Raw genomic sequence first — 20,299 nt, 5'->3', positions numbered from 1 at the left:
GCAGTTTAACAGGTTTTTGAAACGAGGTTTCTCATGATTGACCGTCCCGCACATCGTAGTGTAGGTTATGGCCAGGCTTCAGCAGCGGATATTGATGAAGGCCTGCGCGCCTATATGCTCGGTGTCTACAACTATATGGCCATTGCCCTCGGGATTACCGGGTTTGTTGCCTTTGGTGTATCACAGAGCCCCGAACTTCTCATGGCCATCTTCGGTACACCTCTGCAGTGGGTGGTAATGCTGGCTCCCTTGGGCATGGTATTTTTTCTCAGCGCCCGTATCCATGCACTTCAGGCCTCAACTGCCCAGATGCTGTTCTGGGTTTTTGCTGTTCTGATGGGAATATCACTCTCAACTGTCTTCATCGCCTACACGGGCGAATCAGTCGCCAGAGTCTTTTTCATCACCGCCGCTTCCTTTGCTGGTCTCAGCCTGATTGGCTACACCACCAAAAAAGATCTTTCCGCGATGGGGGCCTTCCTGATCGTTGGCTTGTTTGGTCTGATTATTGCCAGCATCGTTAACATATTCATGGCTTCTTCTGGCCTTGAGTTTGTAATTTCTGTGGCTGGCGTGTTGATCTTTGCTGGGCTGACCGCCTACGACACCCAGAAAATCAAGCTGATGTATCTGGAAAGTGACAGCTCGGAAGTCGCACAGAAAAAATCCATTATGGGGGCGCTGACCCTCTATCTGGATTTCATCAACCTCTTCCTCATGCTGCTGCGCCTTCTTGGCAACCGCGAATGATTTAGAGAGTGGGTACAAGAAAAACCCGGCTGTTATCAGTCGGGTTTTTTTATGCTCTCAATGAAGGGGTCTTCAGCTGTATCAGAAGATCGTATGTTTCACTTTTTCCTCAAGTGAAGCCGCAACCTTTTGCAGCAAATCCGGACCATCCCCCCGGATATCATTCGCTATAATCGTTTTCATCGCTGTCAGATGCGCTTCATAAAGTTGAACCACATCAGGATTAACCCCTGGCTGTGTCGCCTGAAATTTTACCAGGGCATGGAAACTCTCACCAATCTGGGTCATCAGCGGGAAACCAAAACTTGTTCCCTGCCCCTTTACATTATGAAGTGTTCCGCGCGCTTCATCGAACGCCTCGGCCGCGCTGTCACCCTCTGTTTCCTTGATGCGCGAGAGTATCGCTCCCAGACTATCAAGATCGGCCTCAACACCTTCTCTGTACAAGGCATTGAGTTCTGCTTCTGTAAGAGGCTTCTGACTCAACTTACTCTGTCCCGTCGATCTAATCTTCTGTAAACGCTAACTGCTAATCACAAACCAGAAAAGCAATAAAACAAACTTTTAAAAACGCCTCTTCAATTTTCACACAATAGCGCATTTCTCTTAACAAAGCCTTTTGACCGACTACGGCAGACTTGTCTATAAGCCTAGATATGGATGCCCTTACCACTCCCCTACCACCTCATCGGGAAACGCTGCGCCGGGTTTTTGGCTATGACAGCTTTCGTGGTGATCAGGAAGAAATCATCTGTCATGTAATTGACGGTGGGGATGCCCTTGTTCTTATGCCAACCGGTGGCGGGAAGTCACTTTGTTATCAAATCCCCGCTCTTTGCCGATCAGGGGTTGCTGTTGTCGTCTCTCCTCTGATTGCCCTGATGCAGGATCAGGTAACCGCTCTGCAACAGCTGGGGGTCAAGGCCGCTGCTCTAAACTCTTCCCAATCCTATCCGGATATTCTCGCCACTGAACGGACGATGCGTTCGGGGGAGCTGGACATTGTTTACGTTGCCCCGGAAAAGCTGTTGACCGAGGGTTTTCTGAATCTGCTTGAGCAATGTGAACTCTCGCTCTTTGCCATTGATGAGGCCCATTGTGTTTCACAGTGGGGCCACGATTTCAGGCCTGAGTATCTGCAACTCAACCTTTTAAAACAGCGCTTCCCCTGGGTTCCTCGCATTGCCTTGACGGCCACAGCTGATGGGCCAACCCGACAGGACATTTCCCAACGCCTCGGCTTAAGTGACGCCCGTGCCTTTGTCGCCGGTTTTGACCGCCCCAACATCCGTTACCGGGTTGGTCTAAAGGCAGCCCCCAAAAAACAGCTCACGGACCTTCTGGAACGCGAACATGCCGGACAATCCGGTATTGTCTATTGCATGTCGCGAAACAAGGTTGAGGAAATTGCCGAGACCCTCTGCAGCAAAGGTTTCAACGCCCTGCCTTACCATGCCGGGCTGCACAAGGATATCCGGGCAGGTAATCAGGACCGCTTTCTCAAGGATGATGCGGTCATTATGGTTGCAACTGTCGCCTTTGGCATGGGCATAGACAAACCGGACGTACGCTTTGTCATCCATCTGGATCTGCCCAAAAGCCTTGAAGCCTATTATCAGGAAACCGGACGTGGCGGACGGGATGGTCTGCCCGCAGAAGCCTGGATGATCTACAGCATGAACGATGTGGCGCGGCTCTATCAGATGGCCGCCCAGTCCGATGCTCCTGAAGCACAAAAACGGATTGAAAATCGCAAGCTTGAAGCCTTGCTCGGGTTTTGCGAAACGACCCGCTGCCGACGTCAGGTACTACTGGAATATTTTGGTGATACTCCTGACGGGCCCTGCGGTAACTGTGATACCTGTCTTGATCCGGTGGAGAGTTTTGACGGTACTGAAGCTGCACAAAAGGCACTCTCTTCAGTTTACCGGACAGGTCAGGTCTTTGGTTCAGCCCATGTGATTGATGTCCTGCTGGGGGCCAAAACCGAGCGGATCGAGAAGCTGGGGCACGACAAACTCAGCACTTTTGGTATTGGCGTAGATTATAGCAAACAGGAATGGCGATCGATCTTTCGCCAGTTGGTAGCCCTGGGGCTGCTCAAGGTCGACATGGAAGGTCATGGATCTTTCCTGCTTGGCCCTCATTGCCGCCCGGTACTTCGGGGCGAACAAACAGTTCAGCTGCGCCGGGATCCGCAAAAGAAAACCCGGGCAAGCCTCAGGGAACATTATAAAAAATCCTTCGGACCTGCCACCACCATTGATAACCCCGCTGATGAAGCACTGTTTCAGTCGCTACGTGCACGCCGCCTGGAACTGGCAAAGGATCAGGGTGTCCCCCCTTATGTTATTTTCAACGACAAGACCCTGCTTGAAATGGTTATGGCCCGCCCCCAGGACATGGAAGATATGGCTGAGATCGCCGGGGTCGGAAAACGCAAACTTGAGCGTTATGCAAGCCTCTTTCTTGAGGTTATTAATGAAAACAGGGTCTGAAAATTTCAGACCCTGTTTTCATTAAATTCTTTGATCCGTTTTTTTCTCAACCGGATTTTCCGAATCAACATCCTCTGTTCCATCATCCTCTTGGGCCCAGAGCGCGGCACCATCATCAAGCATATCCGGGCTCTCGACTTCAACGCCCATACTTTCGGCCAGATTTGCTGCCGTCGTTGCTTCGGCTTCTGCTTCTGCAATCACCTCTTCATACCACTCTTCCCCTTCAGGGGTCATGGCAACAACCATGGAAGAAGCCTCCATTGGCAGGCCGACATAATCACCCTGATCGCCAAGCGGAACAGAGCTTCTGCGGGTCATACGATAGATCCCAAACAAGCCTATCAGCAGCAGGGTGAAAGAGAGTGAATAGACAAAGGCATCCGGGCCAAACCGCCCCATGAGCAAAGGACTGACCAGAGGACCAATCATTGCGCCAAAACCACCGATAACAATCAGTCCGCTGGTGGCAGCTACAATCTCGGAGGTTTCCAGGTGATCATTGGTATGGGCAATCGCTAGCGAGTAAAGCGGCATGCACAAGGCACCAAAGATAAAGGCACTGATCAAAAACAGGCTGCTGGCCTGGGGACCGGATAACGGCACAAGAGACAAGCCGACAATCGCAGCCAGGACCGAGACAACAATCAGGACCTGTCGACGATCAAAGCGATCTGACAGCTTGCCAATGGGCCACTGCAACGCAATCCCCCCGACAGACATCGCCGCCATGAAAAACGAGATATCCTGCGGTGTCATCTGCAGTTTACCCCCGTAAATTGCCCCGATCCCAAAGATCTGGGCCTGAGCAAGTCCGACACCAAAGGCACAGGCAAAACCAAGCGGGGAAATCTGGTACAGACGTTTCAGGCTCACCGGTGTCGGAGATTCAAATACCGGGGCCTGAACAGCCGTCATTGTTGTCGGCAATAGAGCCAGCGAAACCAGGACAGACATCAAGACAAACGGCACAAAACTTCCCGGATCTGACACGTTGATCAACAGCTGTCCCAAGGCAAGAAAACCATAGAGAACCACCATGTAGATCGATAGAAGTTTCCCGCGCGTCTCATTGGTCGCGCTGTGATTGAGCCAGCTTTCAGCAACAATATAGAGCCCGGCAAAACAAAACCCGGTAATAAAACGCATTGCTCCCCAGACATAGGGATCAATAAAGACAGCGTGTAAAAGGGCTGAAGTCGAGGACAAGGAGGCCAGAGCAGCAAAGACGCGAACATGCCCGACAGTCTCCAGCGCCTTTGGTGCGGCGAACGACCCCATAAAATAGCCAATAAAATAACAGGCCATGACAAAACCGGTGGTTTCGGTCGAAAAACCTTCCATTGAGGCCCGTACACTGAGTACCGTGCTCTGCAAACCATTGCCCAGCATCAGGAAAGCCAACCCAAGAAATAATGCCCAGGATTTGGATACAGCCGAAAACATCATCTTTACCTTTCACTGCCGGGGCCTCTGCTGGTGAGCCAGATTTCCCGAAAAAACGGAGATGCAGATAAAAAGCACTCCGGGCGACATTACTTCTTCACAAGCGACATGTTTGGCATCAGAAAGGTATTAAATCCCTATTCGAGACAATCGACTTCCGGCTGTACCCACATTGCAAAGAAAATCCTCCCACGAACCAAAAACGTCAACACTTCCCTGACCTGTCCCCAGGACTATATCCTCAGAACGATAAGCTCGGGTTAACGAAAGCAGATCATCGCGACAGCTGGAACAATCTGAACTTTGCCGCTTCATCACTTAGGCAAAAGGCGCATCGATGCCTTCAAGCTCGAAAGCACGGATAACCGAAGGTCGCAACACCATATTGCCGATATGCCGCCCCAGATTTGGCATATCCACAAGTTTTTGGGTAAAGAAACGTCCCCAGCGACAGAGCATGAGCAGGTAAAAATCCAAAAGTGAGATTGCAGGTCCCATCATAAAAGGTCCCTTTTTAGCGAGCTGCTCTTCAATGATGTGGAAATAACTGATCAGACGGGCTTCGGCCGCCTCCTTAATCGCTGTGGCATGTTCCGGATCAGTTGAATAACGGTCTGGATAATAATAGACCAGAAACTCTGTCTGGATCGTATTGGTCAGAAACATCAACCATTGGTAAAACTTGGCGCGTTCCGGTGTTGAAATATCCGGGACCATTTGTGTCTCAATGTGCCGATCAGCCAGATGCAAACAGATCGCCGCTGTTTCAGCAATAATCATCCCGCCATCTTCTAGAACCGGAATTCTGCCGGAAGGATTCAGGGCCAAATACGCCGCTTGTTTATGCGCGCCAGCATTCCGGTCCACATAAACCAGCTCATACTCAACGCCCATCTCTTCCATAAGCATGTGAGGAGCAAGATTGGCGTTCCCCGGATAATAATGCAGCCTGTACATAACAATAATCCTTCTTGAAGCCTCAACAAACACAGACAACTCAACTCAAGCAGCGCCAGAGGTCAAGGTCAAAAAGTTATGAAACAAAACTGCAGGTTGTTTGTGATATTTTTTAATTTTCTCCAGCATGAACCCACAAAAGTCATCCCCTGATATTTGCCTAAAATTTGAAAGGAATTGGTAAGACTTTTTCTTTAGAATCACAGACATGTGTAATGGGTGCAAGTTTAGTCAATGATCGAAAACAGGCAGTACAAAAGATATTCAGCAGGCGATTGGGCTTCGCTGGGGCTGGACGGCTCCTGGCACCCTTGTTCTGTTCATAATCTGTCTGGAAATGGCCTGTTTCTTGAAACATTCTGCAGACCCCCCATCGGAACGGTTGTCGATCTGAAACTCAGCAGTCTGGGTAGCTATAGCGGCACTGTCGTCCGCCACGCCTGGGACGGAATAGGTATCCAGTTCCGTGATGGAGAAGCCCAGAACCACCTGGCACCCGATCATCGCCAGGGTGCCTTGTTCAATGATGTCGAACTCAACCATCTTGATCCGGTCGTGTCCTCACGATAACACACAATAAACTGATGGCCAGCCTCTACCTGCAAGGCTCCCGCCCCCAAAAAGTGTCGCCTTCTGGAAAGTTATGCAGCTGGTTTACGCAGCTTCAGCTTCATTGCGGTAATCTGGTAAATATCCAGCCCGGTAATTCCCGAAATTTCACGCAAGGAAAGCTGGGTTTCTCTCAACAGCATGGAGGCGTGGACCCGCGGGCTCATGCCTCTTGGTTTTTTGCTACGCACCTTTACCGGGCTGGCAAGACTTTTGGGTGCTTCGTTATCCTTGGCCAAGCCTCTGTCATAGGCAGCGCGCAACGCCGCTTCGTAACGGGCCTTCTCTGCCTGCAGGTGCGTATCCATCAGATGCAGGGAATTGGCAAAAACCCGTTCTGTCGCAGACATGCTATAAGAAGATTTACGTTCTTTTGGCGGTTGCTTGGGCTCTTCAGGTTCCGCTCCCCCAGCCGCAGCTTCCTCCAATGACATGTTATGTTTGGCGGCGATCCGTCGCGCAGCAGCAAGTGCGTTGTCCCGCTCTCCTTCATAGGGGCTTAAAGCCGCCACCTGAAGCAGATTGTGGAACCGGATCCTTTCCGCTTCTGTAAAACCCTCGCTAATAGCTCACATTCCTTGTCGCTGAGTCAGATAGCCCATTTTAGGCAATCCTTACTTTAAGAGCAGTAAAAAAAACTATTTTTTTACCCGGGCCTGATCAGGGCTCTGCTGATTGTCGGATCCAGATGATTTATCCATCGCAATTGCCCCCTGTCTCTTACGAGTCCGAGTGGTTATTTTGTCCTCAACAAAGTTGAGCAGGAGAATAAAGGGAATAAAAAAAATCCAGGCCAGAAAGTATACCGCACGCGTTATCATTTCTGGTCATCCGAAACTGAGTCAGATTGCTCTTTTCCCATGTCTCGCTCCGGAATTTCGGCCGAAAACCTGCCTGCTGTAGACCCGTGAGCAATCCCGGAATGGAGCGCAAGCAAAACAATCTCGGCATCAATCCCCTCGTCAAAAACCTGGGTCATTTCCAGGCGCTTGTGCATTTTTTGCGAGAGTTCGGCACCATTTTCTGCAGTAAAATCTTCCTCTCCCATGAAACAATATGTCAGGAAGGACGCAAGGTCGATCAGGACGGCTTCACTGTCTTCCCGTAACAGCTCCCGATTTTTTGCCAAGCGCCAGAGTGTCAGTTTGATGGCATCAGGAATAGACGAGCTGAAAGCGCCGCAGCGTCTCAGACCGTCATCAATCATATGAATTTCTTTTTTGCGTCCAAACAGGCCAAAAATCATTTGCAAGTCTCAAAACAGGGCGTTCATAAGAGCCATCAGGCTCTGATACAGCCGAAATCACAGGAATATTTATTAAGGAAAGATCCGTCACCAATGGTCCCTGCCCCAGGCTAGGTATAAAGCAGCAGCAGAGTTATGCAAACCCACAGTTCAGACGACTCCCTATGACGGACCTATCTCTCAGCTTATGCCTTTTTCATTACAAACGACTATTACCCGTTTCCTGCGCACAGCGCGCTTTTCTATTGCCTAAAAACACCCTTCGGTTTAGCTTATTGAACAACAGTTCATTTTCTATGCTTTTCGAGGTCCACATGTCCCGCACCGGATTATCTCACCGTTTTACCCGCGCCATCGCTCGTGAACCAAGCCGGAGTGTCATCAACGGCCTTCGTGCAGACGACCGTGGTGCGCCCAGCCATGAACAGTTTGTGCTGGATCACCACGCCTATGTTGCTGCCCTCGAACAGGCTGGTGTCACAGTGGATGTCTATCCGGCATTGGAAGATTTCCCTGACTCCGTTTTTGTTGAAGATGCTGCCCTTTGTTTTCCGGAAGGTGCTGTTATTCTCCGCCCCGGCGCCCCCAGCAGGACGGGTGAAGCCGAGGTCATGCACAAGGTTCTCCTGTCCTATTACGAAGACATCCAACGCATCGGCGAGGATGAAGGCTATGTTGATGGTGGTGATATTCTGGTGACAGAAGACGCTGTACTTGTTGGGCTTTCTGCCAGAACCAATCAGGCTGGTTTTGATACACTCAAGCAAAAAATTGCCCGATGGGGCTATGAAGCCCGCGCCATCAACACCCCTGAAGGAGTTCTCCATTTCAAAACCGACTGCGGCCTGATCGGTCCCAATGCAGTGCTGGCAACCTATCGCCTGTCCGGTTCTCCCTGTTTTGCCGGCATGACAGTGCTCGAAGTTCCCAGAGGCGAAGAACCTGCTGCCAATGCCATTTGTGTCAATGATACGGTTTTGTTATCTGCTGGTCATCCAAAGACAGCCATGCTTTTGCGGAATGCCGGCTACAATGTCGCCGAGATTCCGACCCAACAGGCTGCACTGGTTGATGGTGGCCCTTCCTGCATGTCTTTGCGCTTCAATCCCGTAGCTTTCAATCCGGGGTAAAACTGATAGTCTGGGCAAAATCATATCTAACAGGAAAATCCCTGATTCATGTGCGGACGCTTTGCCCTGACCACCCCCATCGCTGATCTGAGCGAGCTGATGGGCTTTCCGGAACGGCCAAATCTGGAAGACCGTTATAACATCTGCCCAACACAACCCGTTGCTGTGGTCGTGCTGGGCAGGAACGGCCGCAAGCACTTCACGCTGCACCGCTGGGGTCTGATTCCCAACTGGGTCAAAGAACCCGATATCAACAAACCCATCCACAATGCCCGCAGTGAAACAGTAAACGAAAAGCCTGCTTTCAAGGGGCCCTTTCGTGGTCGCCGATGTCTGATCCCCGCCAATGGTTTTTATGAATGGCAAAACGGACAAGAGAGAAAACAGCCCTATTACATTTCTCGTCCAGACAATGCACCCTTCGCTTTTGCCGGAATCTGGGACGACTGGCTTGGAGCAGATGGCAGCGAAGTACAATCTTGTGCCATCCTGACCACCGAAGCCGGACATGATATCTGCCACCTCCACCACAGAATGCCGGTAATTCTGCAAAGGGCAGATTACGACAACTGGCTCTACAAAGGTGGTCACAGCTTACTCAAACCACCCCCAATCAACAGCTTGAAGGCAACCGCTGTTTCACCTTATGTGAACAGCGTGCGCAACCAAGGCCCCGCCTGTCTTGCCCCGGAACCTGTCCAGGCTGTTCTTTTCTAGGATGTCCCCCTTCATCCTCTGTAAATTAGAATTTTCTCTCTCATATATAAATTAACCCTGTTTTACTAATCTCTGTGAGTTATTCTTCCCCTCCCGCCCCTTCTTTTTCTTCGAGTTTTCCCATGTCAGCAGCAATTGTCAGCAGTCTCATTATCTATCCCGTAAAGTCCACAGCGGGTCTTGGCCTTCAACAGGCAGATCTCATGACTTCGGGCTTGATCGGAGACCGGCGCTACCTGATCACAAAACCGGATGGCACCTTTGTAACAGGGCGGACCCACCCCAAGATCACTTCAATCCGGAGCCATTATCATGACACAGCGCTCAGACTGACCCAGGAAGATATGAAGGATCTTATTCTCGATCCCTCCAGGTTTAGCGAAAGCTATCTTGATACTTCCGTCTGGGGTACAGAACTGATTGGCCAGATCTGCGGGGAAGAGGCCGACAGCTGGATCAGCAAGGTGCTGGGCGAACCTTTGCGTCTGCTCTATTTTGGTGATCGAAGTGAAAGATATATCAAGCAACATCCTGATTGCGATGTCAGCTTTGCCGATGGCTATCCCTTGCTGCTGATCGGGGACAGTTCTCTTGCTCATCTGAACAATCGGCTTCCTGCCCCGGTTTCCATGGCTAACTTCCGGCCGAACATCACCGTTTCCGGCAGTCCAGCCTTTGCAGAGGATGGCTGGTCTCTCATCCGCATTGGTGATGTAAAATTTGAGCTGCCGAAAGCCTGCGCCCGCTGTGTCTTCACCACAGTTGATCCCCATGCTCATGTTGCAGACAAAACCCTCGAACCCCTGCGAACCCTGACAAGTTACCGCCAGCGCCAGAACAGCCGGGATGTTCTCTTCGGCGAAAATATGATCCCGCTCAACGCTGGTTCCCTGCGCATTGGCGACCCGGTCGAAGTGCTCAAAACCAAAACCCGTCCTGTTTACATCGACAACTGGCTCCCCAATAAAAGCCGCCTGACCCAACATATGAAACCATCTGCCGCACGGGACTTTCAAAAGGCCCCGGTCCTCCTGCGCTGCGTCCAGATCATCCAGGAAACGCACGATATCAAAACCTTCAAGTTTATCGCCGACCCTCAACAGCGCTTTGACTATAAGGCCGGGCAATTTTTAACCCTGTTTGTGCCGATTGATGGCAAAATGGTCAGTCGCTGCTACACCATATCCTCCAGTCCAAGTCGGCCGGACAGCCTGACAATCACCGTCAAACGCGTTGCAGGCGGCAAGGTATCAAACTGGTTGCATGACCATCTTGCAACGGGATCAATTCTTGAGGCACAGGGCCCGTCGGGGCAATTTCACCTGAAGGAGAACCAACCGCGTCAACTTCTGCTGCTCTCGGGTGGATCCGGCATCACACCGATGCTCTCGATGCTCCGCTTCATTACCGACAACGCGCTGGATTTTGACATCCACTTTCACCACTCCGCCCGCAAAAACTGTGACCTCGTCGCCTGGCAGGAGCTTGTACTCCTTGCACGGCAAACGCCGGGCCTGAAACTCTCCTTCAACACCAGTCAGGAAAAACCGGACAGGTCTCATAACTGCAAGATTTTTGAGGGGCGACTCACCCGGGACAAACTGATGGAAATCTGCCCCGATCTACTGGAACGGAGTGTTTTTGTCTGTGGGCCTGATACCTTTATGAAAGCAACGCAGGAGAACTTGAGCAAACTTGGTCTTCCCGACCACCAGTATGAACAGGAAAGCTTCACCATTACACCGCTCGCTCCCCCTGAGGACGCAAGAGAGGAAAGCTATAAAATCCACTTCATCAAAAGCGGCATTACCACCGAAATTAGAGGAAATCAGTCGGTTTTAACTGTCGCCGAAGCTTCGGGTATTGATGCCCCCTACAGCTGTCGAGGCGGCATATGCAGCAGCTGTAAACAACAGCTGGTTAATGGTACGATCACGGCTCCAAATGCGATGGGTCTGAGCAAGGAAGAAATAGATAACGGATTTTTTCTGCCCTGTTGTAGTTTTCCAAAATCAGACCTCTCTATAGATATCTGAAGATCATCCAGGATGGGTTAACCCAAGTCTTCCCGCCCAGATATAAGGGATTTTACCTATTAGGCTATTTTGCATACTATTGTATGATGCAATAAGAAGAGGCTGAACCGTGGGAATGGGTAAGGGTTGGCACTACCTTGGAAAACAATCGGCACGCATTAATTGACTACCAGCTAAAAAGCCTGACAGTTACTGACACCACCCAGATCAGGGAAGTGCTGTTGCGCCGGGTTTTTGACGTATGGTCATCCGCTAGGGCAAATAACCCTGAACAGGTTCCTACGCGCGAAGAAATGAACTTACCCTTTTCCATTTCCTTTGCTTTGCCACAGGTTGTGTTGTTTCAGGTTGAAGAAAACCCGCGCCGATATCTCTATCGGCTACAGGGAACAGAGCACGTGCACAATATTGGCAAAGACAGCACCGGTACTTACATGCACCAGTCTTTCTCTGGTCCTTTTTATGAGCTTATCCTCAGTCTGAACAACGCAGCCGTTGATAAAAGAGGTGCGGAGTATTCCACCTTCTACACCCCCTGGATCTCGGTGCAAAAATACGCTCGTCTTGCCCTGCCCCTACGCCAGTCAGGAACAGAACAAATCACCCAGCTCCTGATTGTGGCTGAACTTGCTTTCGACCGAAATAAAATGGTCCCCTACAAGGACGGCATCGTACAGTAGGCCACCCCAGATTAGGATATCTGCCTGTCACTCCTCCTGCAAAGCAGGAACATTCCGATAAAGATCAAGCGCTTCCGGATTAGCCAAAGCTTCCTTGTTTCCGACTTCACGGCCATTAATAATATCCCTGACCGCCAGTTCGGTAATCTTTCCTGACCGGGTTCTCGGGATATCTGCCACCGCGACCACCTTCGCTGGAACGTGGCGGGGGGTACAGCCGGTCCGAATGGCTGTTTTAATCTTCTTGATCAGCACCTCGTCCAAGCCAGCCACTTCTGCCTGCAAGATAACAAAAAGAACAACACGAACATCCCCGTCCCAATTTTGCCCGACAACAATCGCTTCCCGAATTTCCTCAAGCCGTTCAACCTGGCGATAGATTTCTGCAGTACCAATCCGCACCCCGCCAGGATTGAGTGTCGCATCAGAACGCCCGTGAATAACCAGTCCACCATTTGTGGTAACTTCCAGAAAGTCACCATGGGTCCAGATATTCTCGAAGCGGGAAAAATAGGCCTTATGATATCTGGTTCCCTCGTCATCATTCCAAAAATACAAGGGCATCGACGGGAAAGGTTCGGTGCAGACCAACTCACCCCGATCTTTTGCTACCGGCTTGCCCGTATCATCAAAAGCAGCAACAGCACAGCCCAGTGCCGGAGTCTGGATTTCACCCCGGTAAACAGGGCCAATAGGGTTCCCCAGCATGAAGCAACCCAGAATATCTGTCCCCCCGGCGATTGACGCCAACTGCACATCTTTTTTGACGTGGTTATAGACAAAATCAAACCCTTCCGGCAGCAGCGGTGATCCTGTCGAATAGATCGTACGCAACGCCGGTAGGCTGTATTTCAGAATAGGGCTCTCGCCTGATTTTTTGAGAGTATCAAGATATTTGGGAGATGTGCCAAAATGCGTAACTTTTTCCTGTTCTGCCAGATCGAACAATATGGTCGGGCTTCCGGCAAAGGGAGAACCGTCATAGCAGACCAGCGTCGCACCGCAAGCAAGCCCTGCTGCAAACCAGTTCCACATCATCCAGCCGCAGGTCGTGAAATAAAACAGCCGGTCTCCTTCTTTCAGATCTCCGTGGAACCGGTGTTCAACCAGCTGTTTCATCAAGGCCCCGCCAGCCCGGTGCACAATACATTTAGGTGCTCCGGTCGTACCAGACGAGAACATGATAAAAAGTGGATGATCAAAAGACTGGCGACTGAACTCGATTTCTCCGGGGCTGTAGGGAGCGACAAAGTCGCGGTAGTCGCTTGCTTGTTCAATTCCCGTCAAGTCCAGCGTTTTCCCGGCCCAGGAAACAATCACAACCTTTTCAATTGAGGGAACCTGGTCAACAACATCGCGTACCTTGGCCAGGACATCATGATTCTTGAGGTTGTAATCATAACTGTCCGGCGCAATCAGCACCTTGGGTGAAATTTGGCCGAAACGATCCAGAATTCCCTGCGCCCCAAAATCTGGCGACGCAGAAGACCAGACGGCACCGATCGCCGAGGTTGCCAGCATGGCAATAATTGCCTCGGGCATATTTGGCATCAAACCTGCTACCCTGTCCCCAGGTCTGACTCCCTGCGCCCTTAAAGCCTGAGACAAACGGGACACTTCGGCATAGAGCAGATCCCTGCTTAAAACCCGTTGACGTCCCTTCTCGCTCCAGAAGACCAGTGCTTCTTCTGCTCCGCGGTAACGCAGGAGGTTCTCGGCAAAGTTCACCCTGGCATCCCCAAACCACCGGCTTGCCTTGATATCCTTGTCATCCCGGGTAAAGGTATGTCCGCCCTTGGCACCGATAACACCCAGATAATCCCAGGCAGAAGACCAGAATTCTGCAATTTGCTCCACTGACCAGCGATGCAGAGCGCCAAAGTCATCAAGAGATACTTGTCCCTCGTTCTTCAACCAGGACATAAAATCCGTGACGATTGCATTCTTGATTCGCTCATCACTAGGTTGCCATTGGGGTTTTGCCACAGATGTCATGATTGCCCTTGCTCCCGATTGGTTTTTTTAGCTGGGTGGTTTCTTCAGCCGGTTGGTTTTTATAGTTATGTTGCAGCGCACACCTTAGCGTCAAGCGCGAGGGTTTCAAACAGCTTTTTCTTTCCCCCGAACCTGACAGTTCAAGAATATGCAGATCGATCATCAGAAAAGCTTGTCATTTTCTGACCAGGATCAATCCTTTTGCGAAAGGAGTCAGAGGCCAGAGTTATCAGGCAGAGACACTGTGGTGTCGCTGTGAAGACTGTCCATCGAAGCTGTAATATAGTTAACCAGGCGCAGCCCCGCCTCACTCAGATCCGGCTGGCGATAAAACAACCCGACCTCAACATCTGCGAGGCCCGGAAACCCGTTTTCGACTGCTATCGGAAGTAAACTTGAAGGCACTGTTTTCTCTGACAGAACCGTCACACCCAGCCCCGCCCTGACTGCCGCCTCGATTCCAGACTGGCTCGGGCTGCTATAGGCAACCCGCCAGTTTCTTCCTGCTCGGTTCAACGCTTCGATTGTCCGCTGACGATAGAGACACCCCTGCGGGTAGACAATCAGGGGCAGGGGTTCTTCAGCCTGCAAATTGCTATCCCCGTTACTGACCCAGGCAAGGCGGTCAGTCCAGGTCTTGGCCAGCGAGACTAGCGGGCTATCCCCGCAAAGGGCAATAACAACGTCATATTCCTGTTTTTCCATCCCCCGCACAAGATCCCGGCTGATACCACATGTTACCTCCAGCGTTATGCCATCATGAGCGCGGGTGAAACCGCCCAGGATTGTTGGCAAAATTGAGACAGCAAAATCACTGGGCAGGCCGACCCGCACCACGCCGCCAACACGGGGAGAGCGCAACCTGGAAACGGCCTCATCATTCAAGGCCAGAATCTGCCGGGCATATACTCCAAGCGCTTCACCATCTTCTGTCAGCCGCACCCTTTTCCCCGCGCGAACAAAGAGGGGGACATCAATCAATTCTTCGAGCCGCTTCAACTGCAGACTGATTGCTGGCTGTGAACGACCCAGTACGTCAGCAGCCCTTGTTATTCCGCCAAGGTCCATAAAAGTGGTGAAGGTACGCAGCAGATCTGTTGGCAAGTTAATCATTCGAAAACCATAGCAACTATTTCCTCTGTAGCCCAAGAGAAGAACCTCTCTACTCTTTGCCAATTGTATAGCGCCAGGCAAGAGAACCCAAGCTGCACCCCATTTAAAAACCCGGTGCTTTTTAAAAAGTACCGGGTTTTTAAATATCTCAACCTATTGCGAACAAATGTTTCTATTTCTTGATGATGTTATGCTCCGGGCCATAGGGGAATCTGGTAATATTTTCTGCTCCCTCGTCCCCTACAACCAGAATATCGTGTTCCCGGTATCCACCAGCACCCGGGTTGCCTTCAGCAACCATAATCATCGGCTCCATGGAAACCACCATCCCCGGTTCAAGTACGGTTTCGACATCCTCGCGCAATTCCAGCCCCGCTTCCCGACCATAATAATGGCTCAAGGTACCAAAGGAATGCCCATAACCAAAAGTCCGGAATTGCAGCATCTGGTGCTCGCGGAATATTTCATTCAATTCCAGCGCAATATCGCAACAGCGAACACCCGGCTTAATCAGTTTCAAACCTGCTTCATGGACCTTTACGTTCACCTCCCAATACCGCAAGTGCGCATCGGACACATGTTCGGCAAAAAGCGTCCGCTCCAGAGCGGTATAATAACCGGCAATCATCGGAAAACAGTTCAGGCTGAGGATATCCCCCTCCTCTATCCTTCTGCTGGTAACAGGATTGTGGGCACCATCCGTGTTAATTCCAGACTGGAACCAGGTCCAGCTATCCATCAGCTCCCCCTGCGGGAATGTCTTGGCAATGTGCCGTACCATCGCCTGGGTTGAATGCAAGGCGACTTCGTGCTCGGGCACTCCCACGGCAATTGCCTCAACGCAGGCCGCTCCCCCGATATCGGCCGTGGCTGCTCCATGTTTGATAATTGCAATCTCTTCCGCCGATTTGATCATCCGCATCCGCATGGTCGGGGCGCCAACATCCACAAATGTCGGATCCCCCAGCGCAGCAGCCATCTTGGTTTTGTTATCAATGTTGATATGGTCAAATTCCAGACCGACCCGGGTGAGTTTCAGACCTGCAAGCTCCTGTTTAATGGCAAAAAAATAGTTATCCTTTTGCCAGTCGGTATAGATAACGTTGTCGTCAAAACTGCGGCGCCAGGGCTGTGCCCCGTCAATATTAGCTGTCACAGAGATATGCTTGTTCTGGGTCACGATCAGCCCGTAGGGACGTCCGAAAGAGCAATAAACAAAATCATTGAAATAATTGATATTATGGTAAGACGTCAGGATAACTGCATCGATATTGTTTTCAGCCATAAAAGCCCGAAGCCTCGCATTACGGCGTTCCATTTCCTGACGAGAATAGGTTCCCTGGACTTTTTCCCCATTGCGAATGCGCAAAGTACGTTCCATGATTTTACTCCTGATTCTGAACATTTTGCGCATCGGGCCACTCTAGGCAGATATCAGCAGATATGTTCTGTTAGCAAAACTTTCGTCTCACCACTAACAGCAGACTAATCATAAATATAATCAATAATATCAATAAGAATATTTAAAATACTTATATGTCGTTGTATTGCGGATGCGCCAAATTATGCGAGGGTCGCCCTCGGGGGAAGGCAACCCTCGCTACGATGAGCTCCCAACTCCAAGGGAAGAGTGAAAACCCAAGCGTTTCGGCAATTATCCAGAAAGGGTAAAGGCTCAAGACATGAGCTTTGGTACCTCTATCAATCAGCGATGAGAAAAGCCGAATCACAGAGACAAATCAACAAATAAATATTGAGAAAAATTTATCTAAAATTTTATATATCCTCTTGAAAATTATATAAAAAATATAATCCTGCCAGCCACTCCCGTACGGTATTATCGGATCCGGATCCAGATCCCGGAGTCTCTAGATTAACGCTTTGAAATTCCTTTAATTCATCACCTGAACCGAGTACCGACAACATAATTATGTGCCATTTCTATGAGGTACATGCTGAATTTTTATCCGGGAAAACAGATTGAAATCAAAAGACATTTTTACAACAAGGCAATTATGCCAAGCGCAGGAATTGAAATTACTTCTGTCTCTATGAGATAATGATATTTAGGGTGAAAAAAATATATGATGACATCTTCGAGAGGCTTATCTTGGATTTAGCGTCAAAAGAAATGGTTGAAGAGGCGTATTTTGAAACCGTTACAGAAGCCCTCTCCCGAAGCGAATCTCTTCTGACTGCCCACAAGGAAGGCGTCACTGCTGCTGCCATGCTGTTAGCAGCCATGACGGGCACTGAAGAAGATGACGCCAGAAGAGAGGTTGTCGCTCTGGATCTCCGCCCCCAGCATTAAAACGCTAGCCTATGCCAAAGACATCCGGTTTAAAGCGAACTTTTGACCCATCGCTTGAAAAATACAAAAACAATCTAAGTCATTGATTTGAATGGTGCTCCAAAGCAGACTTGAACTGCTGACCCCCTCATTACGAATGAGGTGCTCTACCAACTGAGCTATTGGAGCATATAAAATTGTTATCACAGCTTTTTAGCAATGACCAGTACCGGGAACAAAAGCGATCCTGAGACAATAGATATCGCTGAAAATCTTAATCTTCCGGGTTTACGATCCACTTCGTAACATGATTTTTTGCTTCTGCACCCCACGTTACGACGAAACAGTCACACTGGACTCTTGCTCTCTTGTCTTGCCATGATCTGCTCTGATCTCGTCGGAAAGATAGAGATCAGAAGACGCACCATTAACAGGCTCGACGCCTTATTATCAAGAAAATCGGGTGTAATATGCATCCTGACCCAGAGGCCATCCACCATCGTATCGAGAGTATCCGCCACCGAGGCCGGGCTCCAGACATGGTCGCGGATCAGAGGGGCAGCATCTTCACAAAGCCGGAGAATAATGCTGTAGCGCTCCCGATCAAAATCGTCGCACAGCTTTGCAAACCTGGGGCGGGCCGTTACTTCCCCCCAGAAGGAATTCCAGAGTGTCAGATTCCGGGGATTGCAGATCTTGGGATCGAGATCAGCCAATACAAGAGCCGTAATTTTCTCCACCGGGTCGTCAGGAGCCTTTTCCAGCTCTTCCTGCCAAAGATCCTGATATTCCTGATAGTGATAGCGCAAGGTCTCAACCAGAAGGTTTTCTTTGGTCTGAAAATAAAAGACCGCTGCCCCCTGAGACAGCCCCGCCGACTTCGCCACTGTAGCCAGTGTTGTCGCCGACATCCCATGCTCGACAATTGAATCGATGGCAGCTTCGATCAACTGCCGTCGACGTCGAGATGTATTTTCGGTTTGCCGTCCCCTGGGGCGACCCGGGCGTTTTTTTTCCTGTGCCTGTTGCATACCTTCTGGTGCAATCCCCTACAGCGAGCGTAACTCTTCTCGCAAGTATAGCATTACAGCAGAAAAAGCGAGTGATTTCATAAACAACGATCTCAACTCGCCTTGGGCTTTTCTAATGCCGAAGGCACTTAAAGCCTTAAATCTCTCGCATCTGTGCATTCATTGCCTTTACCGTATTGGGCGCAGGAGGCTGCTCCAGATTCATCACCGGAAGGTCTCTCCTGAAACAATCGTGATAGCCCCGGACGTTATATTCAAGATCCGAAAGCACAATTCCATCAAAAGCGCTGGAGTTCATCGCCTCACAGGACCATTCAATCAACTGGGTATCTTCATCCGTCGTTTCATTATCAATCCGGGTAGAAAGATACCGGGCCAGGCGCATATCCCTACTTTCGTCCTGATGACGATAGATTGCGCCACGCTGATGTGTTTTCCCCGCAGTAATCGGAAACTCCTGATAGAATGAAACCGTACAGGGATAAAACGACAAGACCATGTTGGGATAGATACCGATATAGAGCCAGGCCCGTTGGCTTTTCTCCGGCAAGTGTGGCACTTTTGGTAATATTTTCTTGTACTTCTGGACACTCCAGATCTTGCCTGGTGTATCCGTGAACTCTGCATAGGAACGACAGCTCCCGTTTATCAGGGGTTCATCTGAATAGTTGCCACCATAAAGTTCCTGCAGCTCCGGATGCGCTATCTTGACATGATACCCCTCATTATCCACATCCCGTACCGACTTCCAGTTCACCTCCATATCGTGAGACCAGTAATTCGATTCAATCGGCACCATGGTTTCTGATTTATAGTGCGCTATTTCTTCCGCATGCCTGGCCAAAAGCTCGGCAACCGGTGGCTGATCACCGGGCAGGAAGCGTACAAACACAAAGCCCATCCAGATTTCAAACTCGATCGGCTTTAATCCATGTTCTATGGAATCAAGCTTTGGCAGAGTTTCCGGCGAGGTTGCCCCCAGCAGAGACCCATCGAGTCCATAGCTCCAGCCATGAAACGGGCAGACAATCGCCCGTTTGCAATTGCCTTTTGATTCACAAAGAACACGCGATCCGCGATGGCGGCAAAGATTATGAAAGGCCTGGATCTGACCATCTTTCCCCCGCATCAGCACAGCGCGTTCACCGACCATATCAAAGGTAACATAATCCCCAGATTCAGGAATATCAGACACATGACATGCCACCTGCCAATGTCGCCGGAACAGGACTTCCTTTTCAAGCTCTGTAAGCTCCTCATTGTGATAGGTCCAGCCGGGCAAACCACCCCGGTCCCAATCCAGAGGAATACTCTCTTCTGACTTTAAATTCCCAGCAGGTATTGCGTTCATTTTTTCCATACCTTTTATTTTATTTGAGCGTTTATATAAATTAATACAAATAAGACTCTTTGTCACCTCTAAATCTGTCCGTTTTCACTGGAAATCGAGATCTCAAGCAAAAGAATGATTCATGAGCAACAGCAACACCCCAGGACCATTCCCCAACAGGAAACCAAAAAAAATTAGGGGCTGAAGTAGCTAATGGTTAGTGTTTCGCGTGTTTATACCATGATTTTAGCTGCTTCAGGAGGTCTGCATGGTTGCCTCCGTTGAAGCGCCATTCACACTCCTTCAAGAACCAGTAGAAATTGTCCGGCTTGATGCCGTTGTACTTGCGCATGTGGCGCTTGGCTTGGTTCCAAAAGTTCTCGATCCCGTTGATATGATTCTGCTTGTCGGCAAAGAGCTTTGAATGGTTGATCCGGCGGTGGTGAAAGTCGGAGATGTCCAGCGCATTAT

Annotated in this window: 20 protein-coding genes and 1 tRNA gene; 8 read left to right on the top strand and 13 right to left on the bottom strand. The window is 50.1% G+C overall.

What is annotated here, in order from left to right; translation table 11 throughout:
* Nucleotides 1-33: 33 nt before the first annotated feature.
* Nucleotides 34-750: a Bax inhibitor-1/YccA family protein gene (locus tag B152_RS0121155; protein WP_020594457.1), complete on the top strand. Its 717-nt coding sequence runs from the start codon at nt 34-36 to the stop codon at nt 748-750.
* Nucleotides 751-831: 81 nt separating this feature from the next.
* On the opposite strand, the gene B152_RS0121150 is transcribed toward B152_RS0121155, so the two are convergent.
* Nucleotides 832-1,236 (bottom strand): Hpt domain-containing protein, encoded by a 405-nt coding sequence (locus B152_RS0121150; RefSeq protein WP_020594456.1) that lies wholly within the window; start codon nt 1,234-1,236, stop codon nt 832-834.
* A 170-nt stretch (nt 1,237-1,406) separates the two neighbouring features.
* On the opposite strand from B152_RS0121150, the gene recQ reads away from it, so the two are divergent.
* Nucleotides 1,407-3,248 carry a DNA helicase RecQ gene (gene recQ, locus B152_RS0121145; protein ID WP_020594455.1) on the top strand — a complete coding sequence of 614 codons (1,842 nt, stop codon included), beginning with the start codon at nt 1,407-1,409 and terminating at the stop codon, nt 3,246-3,248.
* Between the two features lie 21 nt (nt 3,249-3,269).
* Here recQ and B152_RS24640 read toward each other — a convergent pair whose 3' ends face one another.
* Together B152_RS24640 and B152_RS0121135 are read right to left on the bottom strand one after the other, a co-directional pair.
* Nucleotides 3,270-4,697 carry an MFS transporter gene (locus B152_RS24640; protein ID WP_020594454.1) on the bottom strand — a complete coding sequence of 476 codons (1,428 nt, stop codon included), beginning with the start codon at nt 4,695-4,697 and terminating at the stop codon, nt 3,270-3,272.
* A gap of 315 nt (nt 4,698-5,012) precedes the next feature.
* Complete coding sequence (locus B152_RS0121135; RefSeq protein ID WP_020594453.1) at nt 5,013-5,651, bottom strand: glutathione S-transferase family protein; 639 nt, start codon at nt 5,649-5,651, stop codon at nt 5,013-5,015.
* A gap of 234 nt (nt 5,652-5,885) precedes the next feature.
* Here B152_RS0121135 and B152_RS0121125 point away from each other — a divergent pair, with 234 nt between their 5' ends.
* Nucleotides 5,886-6,221, top strand: a complete 336-nt coding sequence (locus B152_RS0121125) for a PilZ domain-containing protein (protein WP_020594452.1) — start codon at nt 5,886-5,888, stop codon at nt 6,219-6,221.
* Between the two features lie 71 nt (nt 6,222-6,292).
* On the opposite strand, the gene B152_RS0121120 is transcribed toward B152_RS0121125, so the two are convergent.
* From B152_RS0121120 to B152_RS26150, 3 genes are all read right to left on the bottom strand, one after another.
* On the bottom strand, nt 6,293-6,772 hold the full coding sequence (locus B152_RS0121120) for a hypothetical protein (RefSeq protein WP_020594451.1): 480 nt from the start codon (nt 6,770-6,772) through the stop codon (nt 6,293-6,295).
* 305 nt (nt 6,773-7,077) lie between these two features.
* A complete protein-coding gene (locus B152_RS0121110) occupies nt 7,078-7,467 on the bottom strand; it encodes a hypothetical protein (RefSeq protein ID WP_169337448.1) in 390 nt (129 codons plus the stop codon).
* The gene (locus tag B152_RS26150; RefSeq protein WP_169337447.1) at nt 7,460-7,597 is read right to left on the bottom strand and encodes a hypothetical protein; all 138 of its coding nucleotides are present in this window, start codon (nt 7,595-7,597) and stop codon (nt 7,460-7,462) included. Before B152_RS26150 ends, B152_RS0121110 begins: the two co-directional genes overlap by 8 nt.
* Before the next feature lie 205 nt (nt 7,598-7,802).
* Here B152_RS26150 and B152_RS0121105 point away from each other — a divergent pair, with 205 nt between their 5' ends.
* The 4 genes from B152_RS0121105 (at nt 7,803) to B152_RS0121090 (ending at nt 12,069) form a co-directional block, all read left to right on the top strand.
* On the top strand, nt 7,803-8,636 hold the full coding sequence (locus B152_RS0121105) for a dimethylarginine dimethylaminohydrolase family protein (protein WP_020594448.1): 834 nt from the start codon (nt 7,803-7,805) through the stop codon (nt 8,634-8,636).
* A 48-nt stretch (nt 8,637-8,684) separates the two neighbouring features.
* Nucleotides 8,685-9,353, top strand: coding sequence for an SOS response-associated peptidase (locus tag B152_RS24635; RefSeq protein ID WP_020594447.1), 669 nt, complete (start codon nt 8,685-8,687; stop codon nt 9,351-9,353).
* A 122-nt stretch (nt 9,354-9,475) separates the two neighbouring features.
* Entirely contained in the window at nt 9,476-11,389 is a 1,914-nt protein-coding gene (locus B152_RS0121095; RefSeq protein ID WP_020594446.1) for a hybrid-cluster NAD(P)-dependent oxidoreductase, read from the top strand.
* Between the two features lie 137 nt (nt 11,390-11,526).
* Nucleotides 11,527-12,069, top strand: coding sequence for a hypothetical protein (locus B152_RS0121090; protein WP_026261771.1), 543 nt, complete (start codon nt 11,527-11,529; stop codon nt 12,067-12,069).
* Nucleotides 12,070-12,096: 27 nt separating this feature from the next.
* Here the strand turns inward: B152_RS0121090 and B152_RS0121085 are convergent, their stop codons facing one another.
* The 3 genes from B152_RS0121085 to B152_RS0121070 form a co-directional block, all read right to left on the bottom strand.
* Nucleotides 12,097-14,064: an acetoacetate--CoA ligase gene (locus B152_RS0121085; RefSeq protein WP_033407206.1), complete on the bottom strand. Its 1,968-nt coding sequence runs from the start codon at nt 14,062-14,064 to the stop codon at nt 12,097-12,099.
* A gap of 213 nt (nt 14,065-14,277) precedes the next feature.
* Nucleotides 14,278-15,177: a LysR substrate-binding domain-containing protein gene (locus B152_RS24630; RefSeq protein WP_020594442.1), complete on the bottom strand. Its 900-nt coding sequence runs from the start codon at nt 15,175-15,177 to the stop codon at nt 14,278-14,280.
* 172 nt (nt 15,178-15,349) lie between these two features.
* Nucleotides 15,350-16,558 carry a M24 family metallopeptidase gene (locus tag B152_RS0121070; RefSeq protein ID WP_020594441.1) on the bottom strand — a complete coding sequence of 403 codons (1,209 nt, stop codon included), beginning with the start codon at nt 16,556-16,558 and terminating at the stop codon, nt 15,350-15,352.
* A 729-nt stretch (nt 16,559-17,287) separates the two neighbouring features.
* On the opposite strand from B152_RS0121070, the gene B152_RS0121060 reads away from it, so the two are divergent.
* Nucleotides 17,288-17,488 (top strand): hypothetical protein, encoded by a 201-nt coding sequence (locus B152_RS0121060; RefSeq protein ID WP_026261769.1) that lies wholly within the window; start codon nt 17,288-17,290, stop codon nt 17,486-17,488.
* Nucleotides 17,489-17,580: 92 nt separating this feature from the next.
* Here the strand turns inward: B152_RS0121060 and B152_RS0121055 are convergent.
* The 4 genes from B152_RS0121055 to B152_RS25880 all read right to left on the bottom strand — a co-directional run.
* Nucleotides 17,581-17,656: transfer RNA gene (locus B152_RS0121055), tRNA-Thr, on the bottom strand.
* Nucleotides 17,657-17,814: 158 nt separating this feature from the next.
* Nucleotides 17,815-18,498 (bottom strand): TetR/AcrR family transcriptional regulator, encoded by a 684-nt coding sequence (locus B152_RS24625; protein ID WP_020594438.1) that lies wholly within the window; start codon nt 18,496-18,498, stop codon nt 17,815-17,817.
* 136 nt (nt 18,499-18,634) lie between these two features.
* On the bottom strand, nt 18,635-19,849 hold the full coding sequence (locus tag B152_RS0121045; RefSeq protein ID WP_033407203.1) for an aromatic ring-hydroxylating oxygenase subunit alpha: 1,215 nt from the start codon (nt 19,847-19,849) through the stop codon (nt 18,635-18,637).
* A gap of 196 nt (nt 19,850-20,045) precedes the next feature.
* Nucleotides 20,046-20,299, bottom strand: a 254-nt coding sequence (locus tag B152_RS25880) for a transposase (protein ID WP_211212264.1), incomplete at its 5' end; no start/stop codon positions are given.

Origin of the sequence: Kiloniella laminariae DSM 19542, assembly GCF_000374005.1 — a bacterium.
GTDB classification, from domain to species: domain Bacteria; phylum Pseudomonadota; class Alphaproteobacteria; order Kiloniellales; family Kiloniellaceae; genus Kiloniella; species Kiloniella laminariae.
The sequence above is the reverse complement of the archived record's forward strand: the minus strand, read 5'-3'. Positions and strand labels throughout refer to the sequence as shown.